The sequence below is a fragment of the Thermostichus sp. OS-CIW-26 genome (assembly GCF_054058395.1).
On record NZ_JBSSAG010000037.1, the window covers coordinates 1 to 15,909 of the forward strand.

A 15,909-nucleotide genomic window follows, 5' to 3' on the forward strand; every position below is an offset into this window, starting at 1 on the left:
CGCCTGAAATTCCGAAACTTAGCTGTCCTCTGGGGCCGCTAGGGATTGGGATAAAGCCCGCACCCTGCGCATAGCGCGGGTGTCGGGTAGTTTACAAAAGCTTGAATCGAGATGTTTTGTGAGTTTGCAAATGGCTACATAGGTAGTTGTGGGCTACGTGGGGATTATGAAAAAAATTAAGACTTTTGGCACAGCGGCAATTTTCGCCAGTAGTCCGGCACTAGGATGGCTTCCAAGTATACCCGGCGGGATCCCATGTATGTATATTGCCCGGAGGAGTTTCTGGGAAGCAGAACCCAGTGCAACCTAGAAGCATTGGTAGAACGGCTGGAAGAGGGGGATCGCACCCTTTTGAGCCAGTTGTTTGACGTTCGTTACCCTTACTGGAAGCGTAATCTCCGCAACAACATTCGCTTGGTGGGGGAGCTGCGCTATGTAGGCGAAGTACCCGTTCTGGTTTTGTTTGGCCTCTGGCCGAGAGGCAGTCACGAATACCGGGAGTTCTTAGACCGACGGCGAGATCCGGATTATCAAGAACGGGTGCGGAGCTGGGTGCCCGATGACCGTTTGCAGGCGTGGCTGGCGCAGCGGCACGAACCAGGGGATCCGCCAAACCATCTCCCCCCTCTGCCCGACGAGCTGTATGAATGGACACAGTTCTTGAATGCTCCCAATCCGCAGGAGCGGCTGGTGTTGGAAAGTGGGGAATGGGTTCGGCAAGTACGGGCCCTTTCTCCAGAGCAGCGGCGCCAGGCTTACCAAGCAGTATCCCGCTTGGTAGATGACATTGAAGGCAGGCTCTACCGGCAGCTCCCGCCGTTTTATCTGGAGGCAGAGGTCAAATGCTGGCAGGAGGGATCCCTGTATCTGGCTGTCAGCTTGGTGCAAGTCTGGGAGCAGCCGGGGAGATTGTTTCCATTTCTCATCGGGGTTTACGACCACGCCCCAGAGCAGAGGGAACGGTTTGATCTGGGATGCCAAACCTGCCTCTTTGGGATGAAAGCCAAGCAGCCGGATATTCTCCAGCACCCGCAACCTTTGGAGGTATGGAAGCGGTACGCCCGTCGCGCCTACCCCGACTACATGGTGGCGGATGAGACCATTTGGTTGGAAATGCAGGAGATCACAGAGGGAAATTTGGCTTTGTCCATGGAGGAAGAAGAAATCCTGCAGAGCACATCCATGCCCCTACTGATCAACGGAAGGGCCGGGAGTGGCAAATCTCTGATGTTGTACTACCGCTTTGCCGACTATTGCAGCCACTACCTCAAAACTTCAAAACAGAGACCTCTTGAGTACCGCCCTCTCTTTTTGACCTACAGCCCAAGCTTGGTGCAGCAAGCCCGCGACAGGGTAAGTTCAATTTTGCGCATCAGCCACCGCTATCGGGAGGAGGGGTGCAGCTTCTCCACAGAGGAAATTCAGCAGTGTCAAGCTTTTTTTAGCACTTTTCAGGATTACCTGCTGAACTGCCTTCCCCCTGAGCGGCAAGAACGCTACCAACCGGATCGGTATGTCAATTTTTATCGATTTCAGAGCTGGTATTGTGGTCGCCGCGATGTAGAGCTGGCTTGGCACACCATTCGCACGCTGATCAAAGGCTATGAGGTCAGTGACTATTTGGATCCCGATAGCTACCGAGAATTGCCTGAGGCCGACCGCAGTGTGGATGAAGAAGCCTTCGAGCGGATTTACGAAGAGATTTGGCCAGGCTACCGGGATCGAACCACCCATGAGGGCTACTGGGATGACCAAGATTTGGCCAGAGATGTGCTGCAGAATGGCACTCTTAATCCTATTCATCCAGTCATTTTTTGCGATGAGGTTCAGGACTTTACCCAACTTGAGCTGAATATCATTTTTTGCTTATCTCCTTGGGGAAAATACAAGTTGGATTGGGCTATTGATCGCCTGCCCTATGCCTTTGCCGGGGATCCCTTGCAAACCATTAACCCGACGGGATTTCGTTGGGCTGCCCTGAAAAAATATCTCTACGAGCATATCCGCGCCTACTTGTTGCCGAGCCATCCCTTTGAGATTGCAGGCCCGCAGGAGCTGAGAAACAACTATCGCAGCAATCCACAAGTTACTCGTTTTAGCAATGTAGTCAACCTGTGGCGGCGAGTTCTCAGCAAGAGTCGAGAAATCTATCCCCAACAGCCCTGGCGTCCCCATGAGCAGGGCATGCCGGTTCAAAGGTTTGTGCTGGATGGTCAGGAAAGAAACTTAATCGAAGATGAGCTTAGAAAAATGCTTAGTGATCTCACAGGAACAGTCTGTATCTTACCCTGTCCTGTGGGAGAGGAGCTGAACTACGTGCGTCAGGATCCCGAACTCCAGAAGATCTTTGCCGAGGAATTGAAGCAGAATCTTAAACCACCGCTCCTGCAAACTGCTACGTCTGTTAAGGGAATGGAGTTCAAAAAAGTTATCCTCTACAAGTTTGGAAACGCCTATCGACAAAACTTTAACCGAAAGCTTAATGATTACGCCCGAGGAGCTGGGGAGGCGATATCCCTGCAACTCCATTATTTTCTCAACCAATTGTATGTCGGCATTACCCGCCCCATCGAGGCCCTGGCCATTGTGGACACCTCTGCCGGTTGGCGGGAGTTCTGGGATCCAAGCTTAGAATCCAACTCTTGGCTCGATCATCCTTCTCTGCAACCGGATCGGTCGGAATGGGAGACCGACCCACCGGTATTGGGTTACCCTGTCAAAGGCATCAATATCCAGTACTGGACCAATACAAGCTTGGAAGATCTGCAGGAGGCAGCTCTTGAGCTTCTCAGGCGCGGCATCGAGGAGGGCAACCTCAAACTTCTGGAGGATGTTCAAACTCTGGCGCGGAAGGCAAAAAAACCACCTCTAGAACAGGAATGTCAGGCCTGGCTCCTCAAGCTCCAGAGGGATTACGTTTCCGCAGGGCAAAAGTTCCTGAGCCTGGAGCAGTCTGCTTTGCCCAACAAAAATCTTAAACGAGAAGCCTGGGAGTGCTTTTGGAGAGGGAAGGCCTGGTTGGAGCTGCAGCGTAACGCCGCCTACTTTGCTGGATGTCCTGGGATCCCAGACTACAGCCCCTTGGTGGACTTGATGGTGGCGACCCAAAGAACCTCTGTCAAGTCTATGGAGCGCTTCCGACAGGTGGTGCGGGTGCGAGATTGGCTGAGTGTTGAAGTCAGCCCCAAAGATAGGGACTTCGTCCCGCTTACACGAACGGATTCCACCTGGAAAGAGTGTGTACAGCAATTTTTGGCAGAGCTTGAGCAAGTTCTCAACAACTTGGGAACTTTCTGCCCCCAGGAAGAGGCCCGCAGCTGGTTTTTGCAAGAGACCCTTGAGGCTTTGAAGGGACGTCTGGCCTTTCTCGGCCAGCGGCAGCCGTTCGCGAATCAGTACTACAAGATTTGGGGTATCTGTCACTTCTATCGGCAGGAATTTGAGCGGGCGGTAGAGGTTTGGGATCAGGGGGGCCAAACGGAGCATTCCCCCTACTACCGGGCCAAGATCCACCTGGAACCCCTTCCCGGCAAGGTGAGGTGGCTATCCAAAGACCGCCAAGACTCGGTGGTGCTGGACCGATGGCAAGAGGCAGGACGTCCCCTCACAGGCGAGTGGGCAGAGTACATCGGCGACGTCGTCACCAGTCTGGAGCGCTTGAAAGACTGGCCGCTGATGCTGCGAGTTCTGATCCAGTGCCGAGAGTGGGAGAAGCTCTGGAAAACGGTGCAGGCCCATCCTCAGGCGTGGCAGCGGGGACATGACTACGAGCTGGTGGCTGCCATGGCCCGGGATATCCGGACCAACTGGGAAGACTTGAGGCGCAAATCCCCTGGGCTGCGAGATTTTCTGCAGGAAGTGGTTACCAGCACACAGATGGAGCGGGCCTGGTGGCTACAGCCCCTGGAGGTAGGCTTGGCTTGTGAGCGATTGGGCCACTACCGAGACACGCTCAGGTTTTACGAGCGCTTCACCGAAAGCAGAACCGGCAGGCTGACCAGGCAGCAACGCTCTCAAATTCGGCAGCGCTGGCTGGTGACCCACCAAAGGTATCAAAAGGTTCTCCAAGCGGAGGGGCGCCCAACAGATCGTTTGGCGGAGGAGTTTCGACAGGCTCAAGAGCGCTGGGGGGAGCAACTGCCCCAGGCAGAACCTGAGCTGGACGAACGGGATCCCTGGGCGCTTGACTTTGTGGAGCACCCCAGCCCTGTCCAAAGTTGGCTGCTGCAGCAGGCCCAAACCGACACCCAGAGCCGACTCAGAGCGGAAATCGCCCAGGCGCTGGAGCATCTGGACGAACGACACTTGCAGCAGGTGCACAGCTTGATCCAGCGTTTCTTGACCGCAGGCTTGTCCACCTAGGCTGGCTCCAAAAGCAACTCGGAGCCGGGAGGCCTATTGCAGGATTTGGCGCAGGCGCTCCAAGGCCCGTCGGTTCTCTTCAGGGGTGCCCACCGTCAGACGCAGCCCCCCACCCGTGTAGCGCACACCAGTCCCCAGCTCCTGCCAGGCCCGCTGCAGCTCTTGGGGATCCCAACCGGCCACCCGGAAGTAGAGGAAGTTGGCTTGGCTGGGCCACACCCGCACCCCCGGCAGCTCCTGAAGAGCTTGGTAAAGGGCTTCCCGCTCCTGACCAATCAGTGCCACGTCGGCCAAAAGCTCCTCGGCATGCTCCAAGGCCATCTGAACCGCCCACTGAGAAAGGGCCGTGAGGTTGTAGGGCAGGCGGATCCCATCCAACACTTGCATAAGCTGTGGATGACCCACAGCATAGCCCACCCGGTGGGCCGCCAGGCGAAAGGCTTTGGAGAAGGTGCGCAAGATTACCCAGTTGGGATGCTCCGCCAATTTGGGCAGGGCTGTGTGCCGGCTGAACTCAAAATAGGCCTCATCCAAAATCACCAGAATCTCTTCGGGCAGCCCTTCCACCCACTCCCACTCTGCAGCCGTCAGGCCATTCCCCGTCGGCGAGTTGGGATCCACCAGGCACACCACCCGAATGGGATGCTCCCTCAAAGCCTGTTGACATCGCTCTAGATCCAGAGCAAACGTCTCCGGGTCGCGGGGAACCCGCACCACTGGGATCCCCAGGCTCTGGGCCAGGATGGCGTACATGGAGAAGGTGGGCTCTGCCACCAAAATGCCGCCCCGCCCGCCCAGACAGGTGGCAATCAGCAGCGAGCGAATCAGCTCATCCGACCCATTGCCCAGGCTGATCTGCTCTGGCTCCGCTCCGGCATAGGCGGCGATGGCCTGCTTCAGGCCCCGGTGGTGGGCATCGGGATAGCGGTTGCTGGGGATCCCCTTTTCCCAAAGGAGGGAGAGCTTCTGCTTGAAGCCCGCCGGCCAATCGAGGGGGAACTCATTGGCATCCAGCTTGTCGGCAGCCGGGGCTGGCACGGCGTCGTAGGGCTTGAGGTAGAGCAAGTCGGGGCGCAGATACTGCAGAGCACACATCTTCCTGACGGGGAGAAGTAGCTATTATATCAGGGCCAACCCGACCACTTATTCTTTTTCTTTTGTCAGGGATCCCTGCTGACGTAGCGCCTCAAAAAGGGCAATCGCTACGGCATTGCTGAGGTTCAGGCTGCGCACCGGCCCCCGCAGTGGGATGCGCACGCTGGGATAGGTTTCCAAGAACAGAGGATCCAACCCCCGGCTTTCGCTGCCGAACACCAACCAGTCTCCCGGCTGATAGGTTACTTCCGTATAGAGGGCTTTGCCGCGCACACTAAAACACCAGAACCGGGCCTCAGGGTGGGCCTGCACCAGAGCAGACCAAGAGGGGTAGCGATACAGTTGGACGTGCTGCCAATAGTCCAGCCCCGCCCGCTTGAGGTAGCGATCCGAAAGGCGAAACCCCAGAGGATCCACCAGATGGAGAGGCGTATCGGTGGCTGCACAGGTGCGGGCGATATTCCCCGTGTTGGCCGGGATCTCTGGGGCAACCAAAACAACGTGGAAGGGCATAATCCTATCCTACTTGCCCCCAAATCCGCGGTTGCCGCCCCCTTTTTTACCCCCACCTTTGCCCGGCTTGCGGCTGGGCTGTTGCCGAGAGGGAGAGGCCGTTGAACGTCCGCGCCAACTGGGATCCCCGCCGGGAAGAGAGGTACGCCCACCCCCCCAACCCATACCGGGAAAACCGCCACCCATGCCCATGTTGCGCATCATGTCGCGCATGCGTTGAAAATCATTGACCAGTCGGCTGACATCCTCCAGCTTGTGGCCAGATCCACGGGCCACCCGTCGTTTGCGGCTGACGCTGCGGGCCAACAGATCCGGGTTGCGGCGCTCTTCGGGGGTCATGGAGTTGATCATGGCTTCGGCGCGGGCCAGTTGGTCTTGCCCCTTTTGCAGTTGTTCCTCGCTGATTTTGCCCATCCCCGGCATCAGTCTCAGCAGCCCTGCCAGGGATCCCATGCGTTTAATTAGGCGCATCTGCTTGAGGAAATCGGTGAAATCAAACTGGGCAGTCATCATCTTCTCCGCCATGCTGGCGGCATCTCCCAGGTCGATTTCCTCTTGAGCTTTTTCCACCAAGCTGAGGATATCCCCCATACCCAGAATGCGGGAGGCCATGCGATCCGGGTAGAAGGGATCCAGCGCTTCCACCTTTTCGCCAACACCGATGAACTTGATGGGCTGACCGGACACTTGGCGAATGGAAAGGGCGGCCCCACCGCGGGTGTCCCCATCCAGCTTGGTGAGAATGGCCCCAGTGATGCCCAAGCGCTCGTGGAAGGCTCGGGTAAGGCTGGCTGCCTCTTGGCCGATCATGGCATCCACCACCAGCAGGATCTCGTGGGGCTGCACCGCCGCCTTGATCCGCTCCAGCTCCGCCATCATCTCCAGGTCAATCTGCAAACGACCGGCAGTGTCCAAAATCACATAGTCGTAGCCCTGCTGCCGGGCCGTCTCCACCCCCTGCCGGGCAATCTCGACGGGATCTGCTTTGCCCAGGTCGAAAACGGGGATCTGAATTTGCTGGCCCAGCGTCTTGAGCTGGTCGATGGCCGCCGGACGGTAGATGTCTCCGGCCACCATGAGAGACTTCTTGCCCTGCTTGCGCAAATACAGAGCCAACTTGGCGCAGGTGGTGGTTTTCCCGGATCCCTGCAAACCGGCCATGAGGACAATGGTGGGAGGCTGCTCCGCTTGGGCAATGGGCACGTTGGCTTCCCCCATCACTTTCACCAGCTCGTCGTGGACGATCTTGATGAACTGCTGATCCGGCGTCACCCCCAGGATGACCTCGGATCCCAGGGCAGCTTCCCGCACATCCTCGATAAACTGCTTCACCACCTGCAAGTTGACATCCGCATCCAGCAGGGCTCGCCGCACCTCCCGCAGAGCTTCTTGAATGTTGGTTTCGGTGATCTTGTCCTGGCCGCGCAGCTTTCTCCAGGCCAATTCCAACTTCTCGGAGAGGGCATCAAACATGGGTACTGTGGATCCTGTCAGGCGCTTTGGGGGCATTTCCTACCATAGTCGAATCGGGGCGACTCCATCTTGGGGATCCCAACCAAGGTGGCTATCCCGGCCCAGAAAAACTGGCGACTTCACAAAAGTTTAAGCAACAATAGAGGGCGTTGCATGCAGATCTTCCATGGTCAGCGTCGCTTCCCTTCCCTACAGCATCACCGACTGGCAATTGGGCTATCGCTCCCTATCCCAGGAGTACGACTATTGGATTACGGAGATCGAAGGACGGATCCCGGCGGGGTTGCGGGGAACCCTGTTTCGCAACGGCCCGGGCAAGCTGGAGGTGGGATCCCAGCGCTACGGGCACCCGTTCGATGGCGATGGCATGGTCTGCGCCATCACCTTTGTGGAGGGGAAGGTTCATTTTCGCAACCGGTTTGTGCGCACCCGCGAGTTTGAAGCAGAGGAAAAAGCCGGTCGGGTGCTCTACCGAGGGGTGTTTGGCACCCAAAAGCCGGGCGGCTGGTGGGCCAATGTTCTCGATTTGCGGTTCAAAAATCCCGCCAACACCAATGTCATCTACCAGGGAGACAAGCTGCTGGCCCTGTGGGAGGCCAGTGCCCCTTACCGGCTGAACCCGGCCACCTTGGCCACCGAGGGGATCGAAACGTTTGCAGGAGGGATCTCGGCCAGCCAGCCTTTCACTGCCCATCCCCGGCGGGATCCCCACACGGGAGATCTCATCGCTTTTGGGGTGCGGGCTGCCCAGAACTCCACGTTGCTGTTTTATCGTCTGGACTCGCGCGGGCGCTTGGTGGAAAAGCGGGATTACCGCCTGCGGGGCTTTGCCTTTCTGCATGATTTTGTCTGGACACCCCGCTACCGCATCTTCTTCCAAAATCCCTTGGCTTTCAATCCCCTGCCGTTTGTGTTGGGCTGGCAACCGGCGGGCACCTGTTTGACCTTGAAACCGGGGGAGCCGACCCGCATCTGGCTCTTTCCCCAGGGCGACGAGCCGCTGCAACTGGAAGCGGAGCCGGGGTTTGTTTTCCATTTTGTCAACGGCTACGAAGTCGGGGATCAGGTGGTGGTGGATGCCGTCCTCTATGAGAACTACCCTGCCCTGGAGCCGGATGCCGATTACCTGCAGATTGACTTTGCCCAGATTCCGGCGGGCAAGCTGTGGCGGTTTTATCTGCATCCCAAGGCGGGCAGTGTGCGCCGAGAACTGCTGCTGGATCGCTCGGTGGAGTTTCCGGCCATCCACCCGGCTCAAATGGGGGGATCCCACCGCTACATCTACATCGGGGCCACCCATGCTCCTGGCCCCAATGCTCCCCTACAAGCCATCCTCAAGCTGGATACCGCCACAGGCCGCACACAGCAGTACAGCTTTGCCCCCCGCGGCTTTGTGGGAGAACCGGTGTTCATCCCCGATCCAGAAGGTCAGGGCGAAGAGGCAGGGTGGATCGTGACGGTGGTTTTTGATGCGGCCAGCCAGCGCTCTCAAGTGGTGATCCTAGAAGCAGCCGACCTGACAGCCGGCCCCGTCGCGCGGATCCCATTGCGGCACCACATTCCCTATGGCCTACACGGCAGTTTTACTCCCCAGGTGTGGGTAACGCCTGCCTAAGCGATGAGCTTCAAGATGGCTGAATGGATCCCATCGGCTCGGGAAAGATCATGCGCCCCAGCCTTTGCGGGAGCCCTGGGGATCGGTCAGTCGGATCCCGGCTGTGCAGAAACACCTCCAGTCAGCGTTGCCGGAAAAAACCACAGGTACTCTATTCGTTTCAGCTTAGGGTGAGACGCCTGGGCTACTGAGAAAAGCCTTCTGGCTCTGCACCTTCAATGTTTTGGGTGTGAGTATAATGTCCTAGTTCGAATCGAAATGACCATAAAGATGAAATGGTTCTGTCTGGGGGATAAACATTCTGCGGCCTGAGAACCATTCCCTTGGAACAGTTGCTAGTATTGGCTACACGTCGGCTACAGTGTTGACAACTGCTGGCTCCCCAGTTCCCGACGAGGGCACCTGCTGGGAGTTTGTCAATGGAAGCAGGATGGAAAGACGCTGTTGGGCGTTGTTAGGCTAGTGAATGGTGTGTTGAGCAGGTCTTGGGTCAAGAGCAAAGTTATGGCCTGTTTTTGCAACGGTAAATGTCTGCCGCCGAGCATTCTGAATTGACAGCAACGGAACCGTCACAATGTCCTCCGATCTGAGACCTCCCTTTCGACCGGTACGGCCCCCCAGACCCAGCTCAACGGGTGAGGCCAAGGGATCCCTGTCATCAGCGAAAGCTCAGGATCCTGCGGCAGCTCCTGGTGCTGTTCGCGACAGCGGGACGGAGTCCTTGCAGCCTGTTGTCAGTACCACTGCTAGCTTGGAAGAAAAGAAAGAGCGAGTCTGTTTGGAACCCATCCCCCCGCCTGGGGAGAAGATGCAATACCGAGCCATCGGCCTCATCGAAGGGCGATACATCCCCTCCCCAGAGCACTTTACCCGCGGGATTTTGCGCACCTCGGATGGCTTGGATCTGAATGCCGTATTGCTGGGCCGGGTGATGAGCCTGGTACGCAAGCATCTACGGCCGGAACGCAACTATCTGTGGGTGGTTTATCCTCGCACCCGCGACAAAACCGAAGATCTGCACGTGCAGTTGCTGGGGGTGTGGGCCCCAGAAGAAATGGGGCGAACTCTCCCCGAGGGATCCCGTCCAACAGTGGTGCCGGATTGGTTTTCCATCCGGGGCGAGGTCGTTTTTCAATCGCAGGAGAAAGGGTTCATCATTGTCAAGATCCGTCAATCGGGCAAAAAAGCTTCCGCCAACTCTCCCTCTCAGCGAGTCCAGAAGGATGGAGCCGCAGCCCCCAAGCCCCAAGCCTTTAAATTGCGCCTGATCGGATCCCTGCCGGGCAAAGGGGTAGGCAATTTCTGGGATCTGCAGGTGCGCCGCCGTGGATCCCTGCTCTATGTGGAGGCGGGCACTCCCATCGGCCCTGTGCTCAAAACGCCGCCGCGCCCACGGCTGAAGCGTTCCCCCCCCCAACCCAAAGCCAGGAAGAGTTCCACCCCCTCGACACGTGGGGAAGCGTCTATTCAAGAGCCGTTTTATCCTCTGCGAGATCCCACAAAAGTACCCAAGCCGGTTAAGAGAAAACGCCCATAAACTGGGCTAGTAGATCCTGCTTTAATGGAGCTTTTCATGTTGACCTTCTTGTTGTGAACCATTCTTTTACCCTGGTTAGGCCGTGGCAGAACCAACTCCTCCCAACAAACCTCCCAACAAAGATGAATTCATTTCGCCTCGCTATCCCTACTGGGGCGAAGTGAAGCCGCAGAACCTAGTTTTTGATGCCAACCTGCAGGAATTTAGCAATAAAGTGTCCTTGATTTGTAGCTTGGAAACCGGGGGCAAAATTACCCCGGAAGAAGCCTACCGGCAAATCAAGGAGCTGTGGAAACAACTCAAGCAGACCAAAAAAGCCATCTTGGACAATCCCCAGTGGAAGGAATCTCCCCCTGAGTTGCCAGAAGAGTAGCCGCCTGGATCCGGGAGCTCGCAACTCCTCCCGGATCAACCGCAAACGGTATACACTGGGCGCGGACGCCGGGCTTAGTCAGGGAAGATGAGGACTTTTCCTTCGCCGGAGGCGCTTCGTCGGCTGCCAGCAGGGGCTGCGGATGGGGCCATCATTCTGGGCACGTTGGTTCTCCTGGCCTTGGTGGCGCAGGTGGGAGTGGGGGCTTTTGAGCGGTTTCAGCCTCCGGCGGTGGTGCCCCGGATCGACTTGGATCCGCGCAACCTGCCCTACTATGCGGCCCGCTCCACCTTGCGCATGTTCATTGCCTTGGCCTTTTCCACCCTTTTTACCTTGATCTATGGCTACATTGCTGCCAAAAGTCGCTGGGCCGAGCGCATTTTGATCCCTCTGTTGGATGTCTTGCAATCGGTGCCGGTGTTGGGATTTCTCTCCATTACGGTTACCGGTTTCATTGCTCTGTTTCCTGGCAGCTTGCTGGGGCTGGAGGCGGCTTCTATCTTTGCCATCTTCACCAGCCAAGTCTGGAACATGACCTTTTCCTTCTACCAATCCCTGCGCACGCTGCCTCAAGAGTTGGTGGAAGCGGCTACCTTGTATCGCCTGTCGGGGTGGCAGCGCTTTACCCAGTTGGAAGTGCCGGCGGCAATGGTGGGCCTCATCTGGAACGCCATGATGAGCTTTGGCGGAGGGTGGTTCTTTGTGGCAGCCAGCGAAGCCATCAGCGTGCTCAACCAGGAATACACGCTGCCGGGCCTGGGATCCTATGTGGAAGCGGCCGTCCAGGCGGAGGATCTGCCCAAGCTGGGCTGGGCGCTCCTGACCATGGCCGGGGTCATCCTGCTGGTGGATCAGCTCTTCTGGCGGCCTTTGGTGGCTTGGTCGGATAAGTTTCGCCTGGAACAGAGCAGCGGGGCTGCCGCCCCCGAATCCTGGCTGTACGATTTGCTGACCACGGCGCGGATCCCGCGGCTGATCGGCAGTTGGCTGTCCCCCTTGGCAGAGTTGGTGGATCGGCTGTTGTCCCACTTAACTCGCCCCCGTTGGGTGGATCCCCTCAGTCCCGAGGCCGAGCGACGCCGCGAGCGGCTGCTGACTCAGCTTTCCTGGATAGCTATTGGCGGCATTGGGATTTGGATTGTTTATTTTGTGGCCACCACTGTGGGCTTTGGGGAGGTGCTGCTGACCTTCGGGCTAGGGATCCTCACCTTGCTGCGGGTTAGCGTGTTGCTGGTGTTCGCCACGGTGATCTGGACTCCCATTGGGGTGGCCATTGGCTTTAATCCAAAACTGGCGAAACTGCTGCAGCCGGTGGTGCAATTCCTGGCAGCTTTCCCGGCCAATTTCCTTTTTCCCTTTGCCACGTTGTTTTTTATCCGCGCCCAGATCAGCATTGAGTGGGGCAGCATTTTGCTCATGTCGTTGGGGGCACAGTGGTACATCCTTTTCAACTCCATTGCCGGCGCCCAGAGCATCCCCACGGACTTGCGAGAAATGGCCGTGGATGTGGGCTTACGAGGATGGCAGCGCTGGCGAAAGCTGATCATTCCAGGGATCTTTTCCGCCTGGGTCACCGGGGGAGTCACGGCCAGCGGCGGCGCTTGGAACGCCAGCATTGTCTCGGAGATTGTGGCCTGGGGATCCACCACCCTCAAGGCTACAGGATTGGGCACCTACATTGCCGAGGCAACGGCGGTGGGAGACTGGCCCCGCATTACCTTGGGCATTGGCATGATGAGCTTGTTTGTGGTGGGCCTTAACCGCCTCTTCTGGCGACGGCTGTATCGGTTGGCAGAAGAAAAATATCACCTTTAGTCTTTTCAGTTTCTGAGGCAATCTCTCTATGAGCTCTGCAGCTTCCCCCGTTTTAATTGAGGTTGAGAAAGTCTACAAGCGCTTTCCTTTGCCAGAGGGCAAGGGGGAGTTTACCGTTTTAAGCCAAATTGATTTGCAAGTGCGGGCAGGGGAGGTCTTGGCTCTGCTGGGCCGCAGCGGCAGTGGCAAAAGCACCCTTTTGCGCATCATGGCGGGCCTGATCCCCCCCAGCCAAGGGCGGGTGCTGAGCAACGGCCAGCCTCTACGCGGGCCTAACCCCGATGTGGCGATGGTGTTTCAGAGCTTTGCTCTCCTACCCTGGCTGACTGTGCAAGAAAATGTGGAGCTGGGGCTGCAAGCCCGAGGGATCCCCCGCGAGATCCGCCGGCAAAGGGCCCTGAAGGCCATTGACTTGGTGGGCTTGGATGGGTTTGAGAACGCTTACCCCAAGGAGCTTTCGGGGGGGATGAAGCAGCGGGTGGGCTTTGCCCGCGCCTTTGTCCTAGAGCCCAAGGTGCTGTTTATGGATGAGCCTTTTAGCGCTTTGGACGTGCTGACGGCGGAAAACCTGCGGGGGGAAATTGATGAGCTGTGGAATGCGCAAGCCTTCCCTTCCCAAAGCATCCTCATCGTTACCCACAACATCGAAGAGGCGGTGTTTTTAGCGGATCGGGTGGTGATTCTGGGATCCAACCCGGGGCGGATCCGGGGGGAGGTGAGAATAGATCTGCCGCGGCCTCACGAGCGCACGGATCCCCGCTTTAAGTCCTTGGTGGACTACATCTACGAGATCATGACCAACCCCGAAATTGCTGTTACCGGAGAGGTGGCTCTGCCTGCGCTGGCTGGTGATAAGGCCACTTCCCCCTATGCCCTGCCTCTGCCCCATGCGCGGGTGGGCGGGATCAGCGGTCTGCTGGAGTTGATCGTGGAGTGGCCGCAAGGGCGGGCGGAGATTGCCGATTTGGCCGAGCGGCTGCAACTGGCCGTGGACGATCTGCTGCCGATTTTGGATGCGGCGGTGCTGTTGGGCTTTGCCGAGGTGGCCAGCGGGGTGGTGCAACTGACCGAAATTGGCCAGGACTTTGCCAACACCACCATCCTGCGCAGCAAGGATCTCTTCCGACAACAGCTATTGGCACGGGTTCCCGTGTTCCGCAGCATCTTGCAGACCCTGGAAGAAAAAGGCAGCCGCTCCATGCGAGCGGACTTCTTCTTGGATCTTTGGGACGAACACTTCCCCCACGCTGAAGCCGAACGGCAGTTTGCCACCGCCATTGACTGGGGACGCTATGCAGAGCTGTTTGAGTACGACGCCTCGGAAGAACGTCTCTATCTGCCCGAGCCAAGCGAGAGCTCCACTGCTCAAAAGCCTGTCGGTCTCAACTCTCGTTCCGACTGAAGCGCATCTGGCTCTGCCTTTTTCAAAGCTGCATCGTAGAGCGGAGGTATGGCGCCAATTCCAGAAAGTCCCAAAATCTACCACATTACCCATGTAGACAACTTGCAAGGGATTTTGACATACTCCCCCGCTTTTAGGCAGGGGATTCTTGTTACTGGTTCTGCGACAGCACTTGAAATCATGGCCTGGGAACTTCAAGGCCTATGCCGCAGCCTGCCGGCGGGGGGAAGTCCAACCGGGCAAAATGTTCGTTTTCGAGACCGGAAACCTGACCAATCCGCGCTACATCATCAATTTCCCCACAAAACGCCACTGGCGGGGGAAGTCGCGGATCGAGGATATAGAAGCTGGGCTGAAGTCCCTTGCCGAGGAGATCAGGCATCTTGGTCTGCGCTCAGTCGCTTTGCCACCCCTAGGCTGCGGCCTCGGGGGTCTTCATTGGCCCGATGTGCGCTCCCGCATCGAGCAGGCGCTAGCAGAACTTCCCGACGTCCACATCCTTGTCTTTGAGCCCACCGGGCCTCAGCCTTTACCGAAGAGCATGCGCCGCGGCCAGATCCCTTCCTTGACGCCGGGAAGAGCGGTGCTGGTGGGCCTTATGGAGCGCTATGTAAACGGTCTACTTGTTCCGTTTGTCTCTTTGCTTGAGCTGCACAAGCTGATGTACTTCCTGCAGGAAGCCGGGGAGCCGCTTCGCCTGCGATTTACAAAGGGCGTTCATGGACCCTACGCCGAGAACTTGCGGCATGTTCTCAAAGAAATCGAGGGATATTACATCTCTGGGTACGGCTCGGGCGGTGATCGACCAGACAAGAAGCTGGAACTGGTGCCCGGTGCTGTCGAGGAAGCCCATAGATATCTCGCTGGACAGCCAGAGACGAGAGAACGCTTTGAGCGTGTCAGCGACCTCGTGGAGGGCTTTGAGTCGCCCTATGGTCTAGAATTGCTGGCTACTGTCCACTGGATCGTGACTCGTGGGCACCCTTCTACGACGGCAGAGTTGGTGGAAAGCTTCTACGCCTGGGGAGATAGAAAACAACAATTCAGTAGCAAACAGATCCTGCTTGCCGCTCGAGTTTTGGCAGAGAAGGGGTGGTTCAAGGCACTTCCAACAGAGCCGCTTGCGGCCAGCCGAAGCCAGTTCGAAACACGGCCCTAGCGCTCTGCACTACTTCCGGTCTGGAACCTGCGAACACGACTACCCCTTGCCTGCAGCAAGTACCTACTCATAAATCCAGCTTTGGGCAACCGGTGTCCAGCTCACCAATTCCGACTCATCGAACCAAAGGGCGATCTCCCGCTGCGCGGTTTCAACTCCATCGGAGCCGTGAATGAGGTTGCGGCCAATGTCGATGCCAAAATCGCCGCGAATGGTGCCCGGTTCTGCCTCCAGGGGGTTGGTCTTGCCGATGAGCTTACGGGCGGCAGCAATCACCCCTTTGCCCTGCCAGACCATGGCCACCACCGGCCCAGAGGTGATGAACTGAACCAAACCGGGGAAGAAGGGGCGCTCTTTGTGCTCGGCATAGTGGGCTTCCGCCAGCTCTTGGCTCACCTGCATCAGCTTCAGGCCCACCAATTGGTAGCCTCGGCTCTCCAGGCGCTGGATGATGGTGCCCACCAGCCCCCGCTGCACGCCGTCTGGCTTGATGGCAATAAAGGTGCGCTCCATGGGATCTCCCCTCGTTTTACAGATCTTCACCGCTATCCTTGTACCGGATCGG

At 57.7% G+C, this 15,909-nt stretch carries 11 protein-coding genes; 7 read left to right on the forward strand and 4 right to left on the reverse strand.

Annotation, left to right across the window (positions count from 1 at the left end; translation table 11 throughout):
* The first annotated feature begins 255 nt into the window (after nucleotides 1–255).
* Nucleotides 256–4,362 (forward strand): hypothetical protein, encoded by a 4,107-nt coding sequence (locus ACVW0C_RS12195; RefSeq protein WP_457385634.1) that lies wholly within the window; start codon nucleotides 256–258, stop codon nucleotides 4,360–4,362.
* Between the two features lie 33 nt (nucleotides 4,363–4,395).
* Here ACVW0C_RS12195 and ACVW0C_RS12200 read toward each other — a convergent pair whose 3' ends face one another.
* Genes ACVW0C_RS12200 through ffh form a run of 3 tightly spaced genes read right to left on the reverse strand, consistent with a single transcriptional unit; the run spans nucleotide 4,396 to nucleotide 7,443 of the window.
* Nucleotides 4,396–5,457 (reverse strand): histidinol-phosphate transaminase, encoded by a 1,062-nt coding sequence (locus tag ACVW0C_RS12200; protein WP_457385636.1) that lies wholly within the window; start codon nucleotides 5,455–5,457, stop codon nucleotides 4,396–4,398.
* A gap of 48 nt (nucleotides 5,458–5,505) precedes the next feature.
* Complete coding sequence (locus tag ACVW0C_RS12205) at nucleotides 5,506–5,970, reverse strand: tRNA (cytidine(34)-2'-O)-methyltransferase (protein WP_457385638.1); 465 nt, start codon at nucleotides 5,968–5,970, stop codon at nucleotides 5,506–5,508.
* A 9-nt stretch (nucleotides 5,971–5,979) separates the two neighbouring features.
* Nucleotides 5,980–7,443 carry a signal recognition particle protein gene (gene ffh, locus ACVW0C_RS12210; RefSeq protein WP_457385640.1) on the reverse strand — a complete coding sequence of 488 codons (1,464 nt, stop codon included), beginning with the start codon at nucleotides 7,441–7,443 and terminating at the stop codon, nucleotides 5,980–5,982.
* Nucleotides 7,444–7,609: 166 nt separating this feature from the next.
* Between ffh and ACVW0C_RS12215 the strand changes: the two genes are divergently transcribed.
* From ACVW0C_RS12215 to darG, 6 genes are all read left to right on the forward strand, one after another.
* Nucleotides 7,610–9,058, forward strand: coding sequence for a carotenoid oxygenase family protein (locus tag ACVW0C_RS12215; RefSeq protein ID WP_457385642.1), 1,449 nt, complete (start codon nucleotides 7,610–7,612; stop codon nucleotides 9,056–9,058).
* Nucleotides 9,059–9,866: 808 nt separating this feature from the next.
* Nucleotides 9,867–10,595: a hypothetical protein gene (locus tag ACVW0C_RS12220; RefSeq protein ID WP_457385644.1), complete on the forward strand. Its 729-nt coding sequence runs from the start codon at nucleotides 9,867–9,869 to the stop codon at nucleotides 10,593–10,595.
* A gap of 82 nt (nucleotides 10,596–10,677) precedes the next feature.
* Nucleotides 10,678–10,968, forward strand: a complete 291-nt coding sequence (locus ACVW0C_RS12225; protein WP_414384063.1) for a DUF7219 family protein — start codon at nucleotides 10,678–10,680, stop codon at nucleotides 10,966–10,968.
* 87 nt (nucleotides 10,969–11,055) lie between these two features.
* Nucleotides 11,056–12,783 (forward strand): ABC transporter permease, encoded by a 1,728-nt coding sequence (locus ACVW0C_RS12230; protein WP_457385646.1) that lies wholly within the window; start codon nucleotides 11,056–11,058, stop codon nucleotides 12,781–12,783.
* 28 nt (nucleotides 12,784–12,811) lie between these two features.
* A complete protein-coding gene (locus tag ACVW0C_RS12235; protein ID WP_414428318.1) occupies nucleotides 12,812–14,185 on the forward strand; it encodes an ABC transporter ATP-binding protein in 1,374 nt (457 codons plus the stop codon).
* A gap of 148 nt (nucleotides 14,186–14,333) precedes the next feature.
* Nucleotides 14,334–15,344, forward strand: a complete 1,011-nt coding sequence (gene darG, locus ACVW0C_RS12240; protein WP_457385648.1) for a type II toxin-antitoxin system antitoxin DNA ADP-ribosyl glycohydrolase DarG — start codon at nucleotides 14,334–14,336, stop codon at nucleotides 15,342–15,344.
* Between the two features lie 63 nt (nucleotides 15,345–15,407).
* On the opposite strand, the gene ndk is transcribed toward darG, so the two are convergent.
* Nucleotides 15,408–15,857 (reverse strand): nucleoside-diphosphate kinase, encoded by a 450-nt coding sequence (gene ndk, locus ACVW0C_RS12245; RefSeq protein WP_457385650.1) that lies wholly within the window; start codon nucleotides 15,855–15,857, stop codon nucleotides 15,408–15,410.
* Nucleotides 15,858–15,909: the final 52 nt, after the last annotated feature.

Coding starts and splice junctions, on each gene's coding strand:
- ACVW0C_RS12200 (WP_457385636.1), bottom strand. CDS start 5,457: ATGTGTGCTCTGCAGTATCTGCGCCCCGACTTGCTCTACCTCAAGCCC.
- ACVW0C_RS12195 (WP_457385634.1), top strand. CDS start 256: ATGTATGTATATTGCCCGGAGGAGTTTCTGGGAAGCAGAACCCAGTGC.
- ffh (WP_457385640.1), bottom strand. CDS start 7,443: ATGTTTGATGCCCTCTCCGAGAAGTTGGAATTGGCCTGGAGAAAGCTG.
- ACVW0C_RS12205 (WP_457385638.1), bottom strand. CDS start 5,970: ATGCCCTTCCACGTTGTTTTGGTTGCCCCAGAGATCCCGGCCAACACG.
- ACVW0C_RS12220 (WP_457385644.1), top strand. CDS start 9,867: ATGCAATACCGAGCCATCGGCCTCATCGAAGGGCGATACATCCCCTCC.
- ACVW0C_RS12215 (WP_457385642.1), top strand. CDS start 7,610: ATGGTCAGCGTCGCTTCCCTTCCCTACAGCATCACCGACTGGCAATTG.
- ACVW0C_RS12230 (WP_457385646.1), top strand. CDS start 11,056: ATGAGGACTTTTCCTTCGCCGGAGGCGCTTCGTCGGCTGCCAGCAGGG.
- ndk (WP_457385650.1), bottom strand. CDS start 15,857: ATGGAGCGCACCTTTATTGCCATCAAGCCAGACGGCGTGCAGCGGGGG.
- ACVW0C_RS12235 (WP_414428318.1), top strand. CDS start 12,812: ATGAGCTCTGCAGCTTCCCCCGTTTTAATTGAGGTTGAGAAAGTCTAC.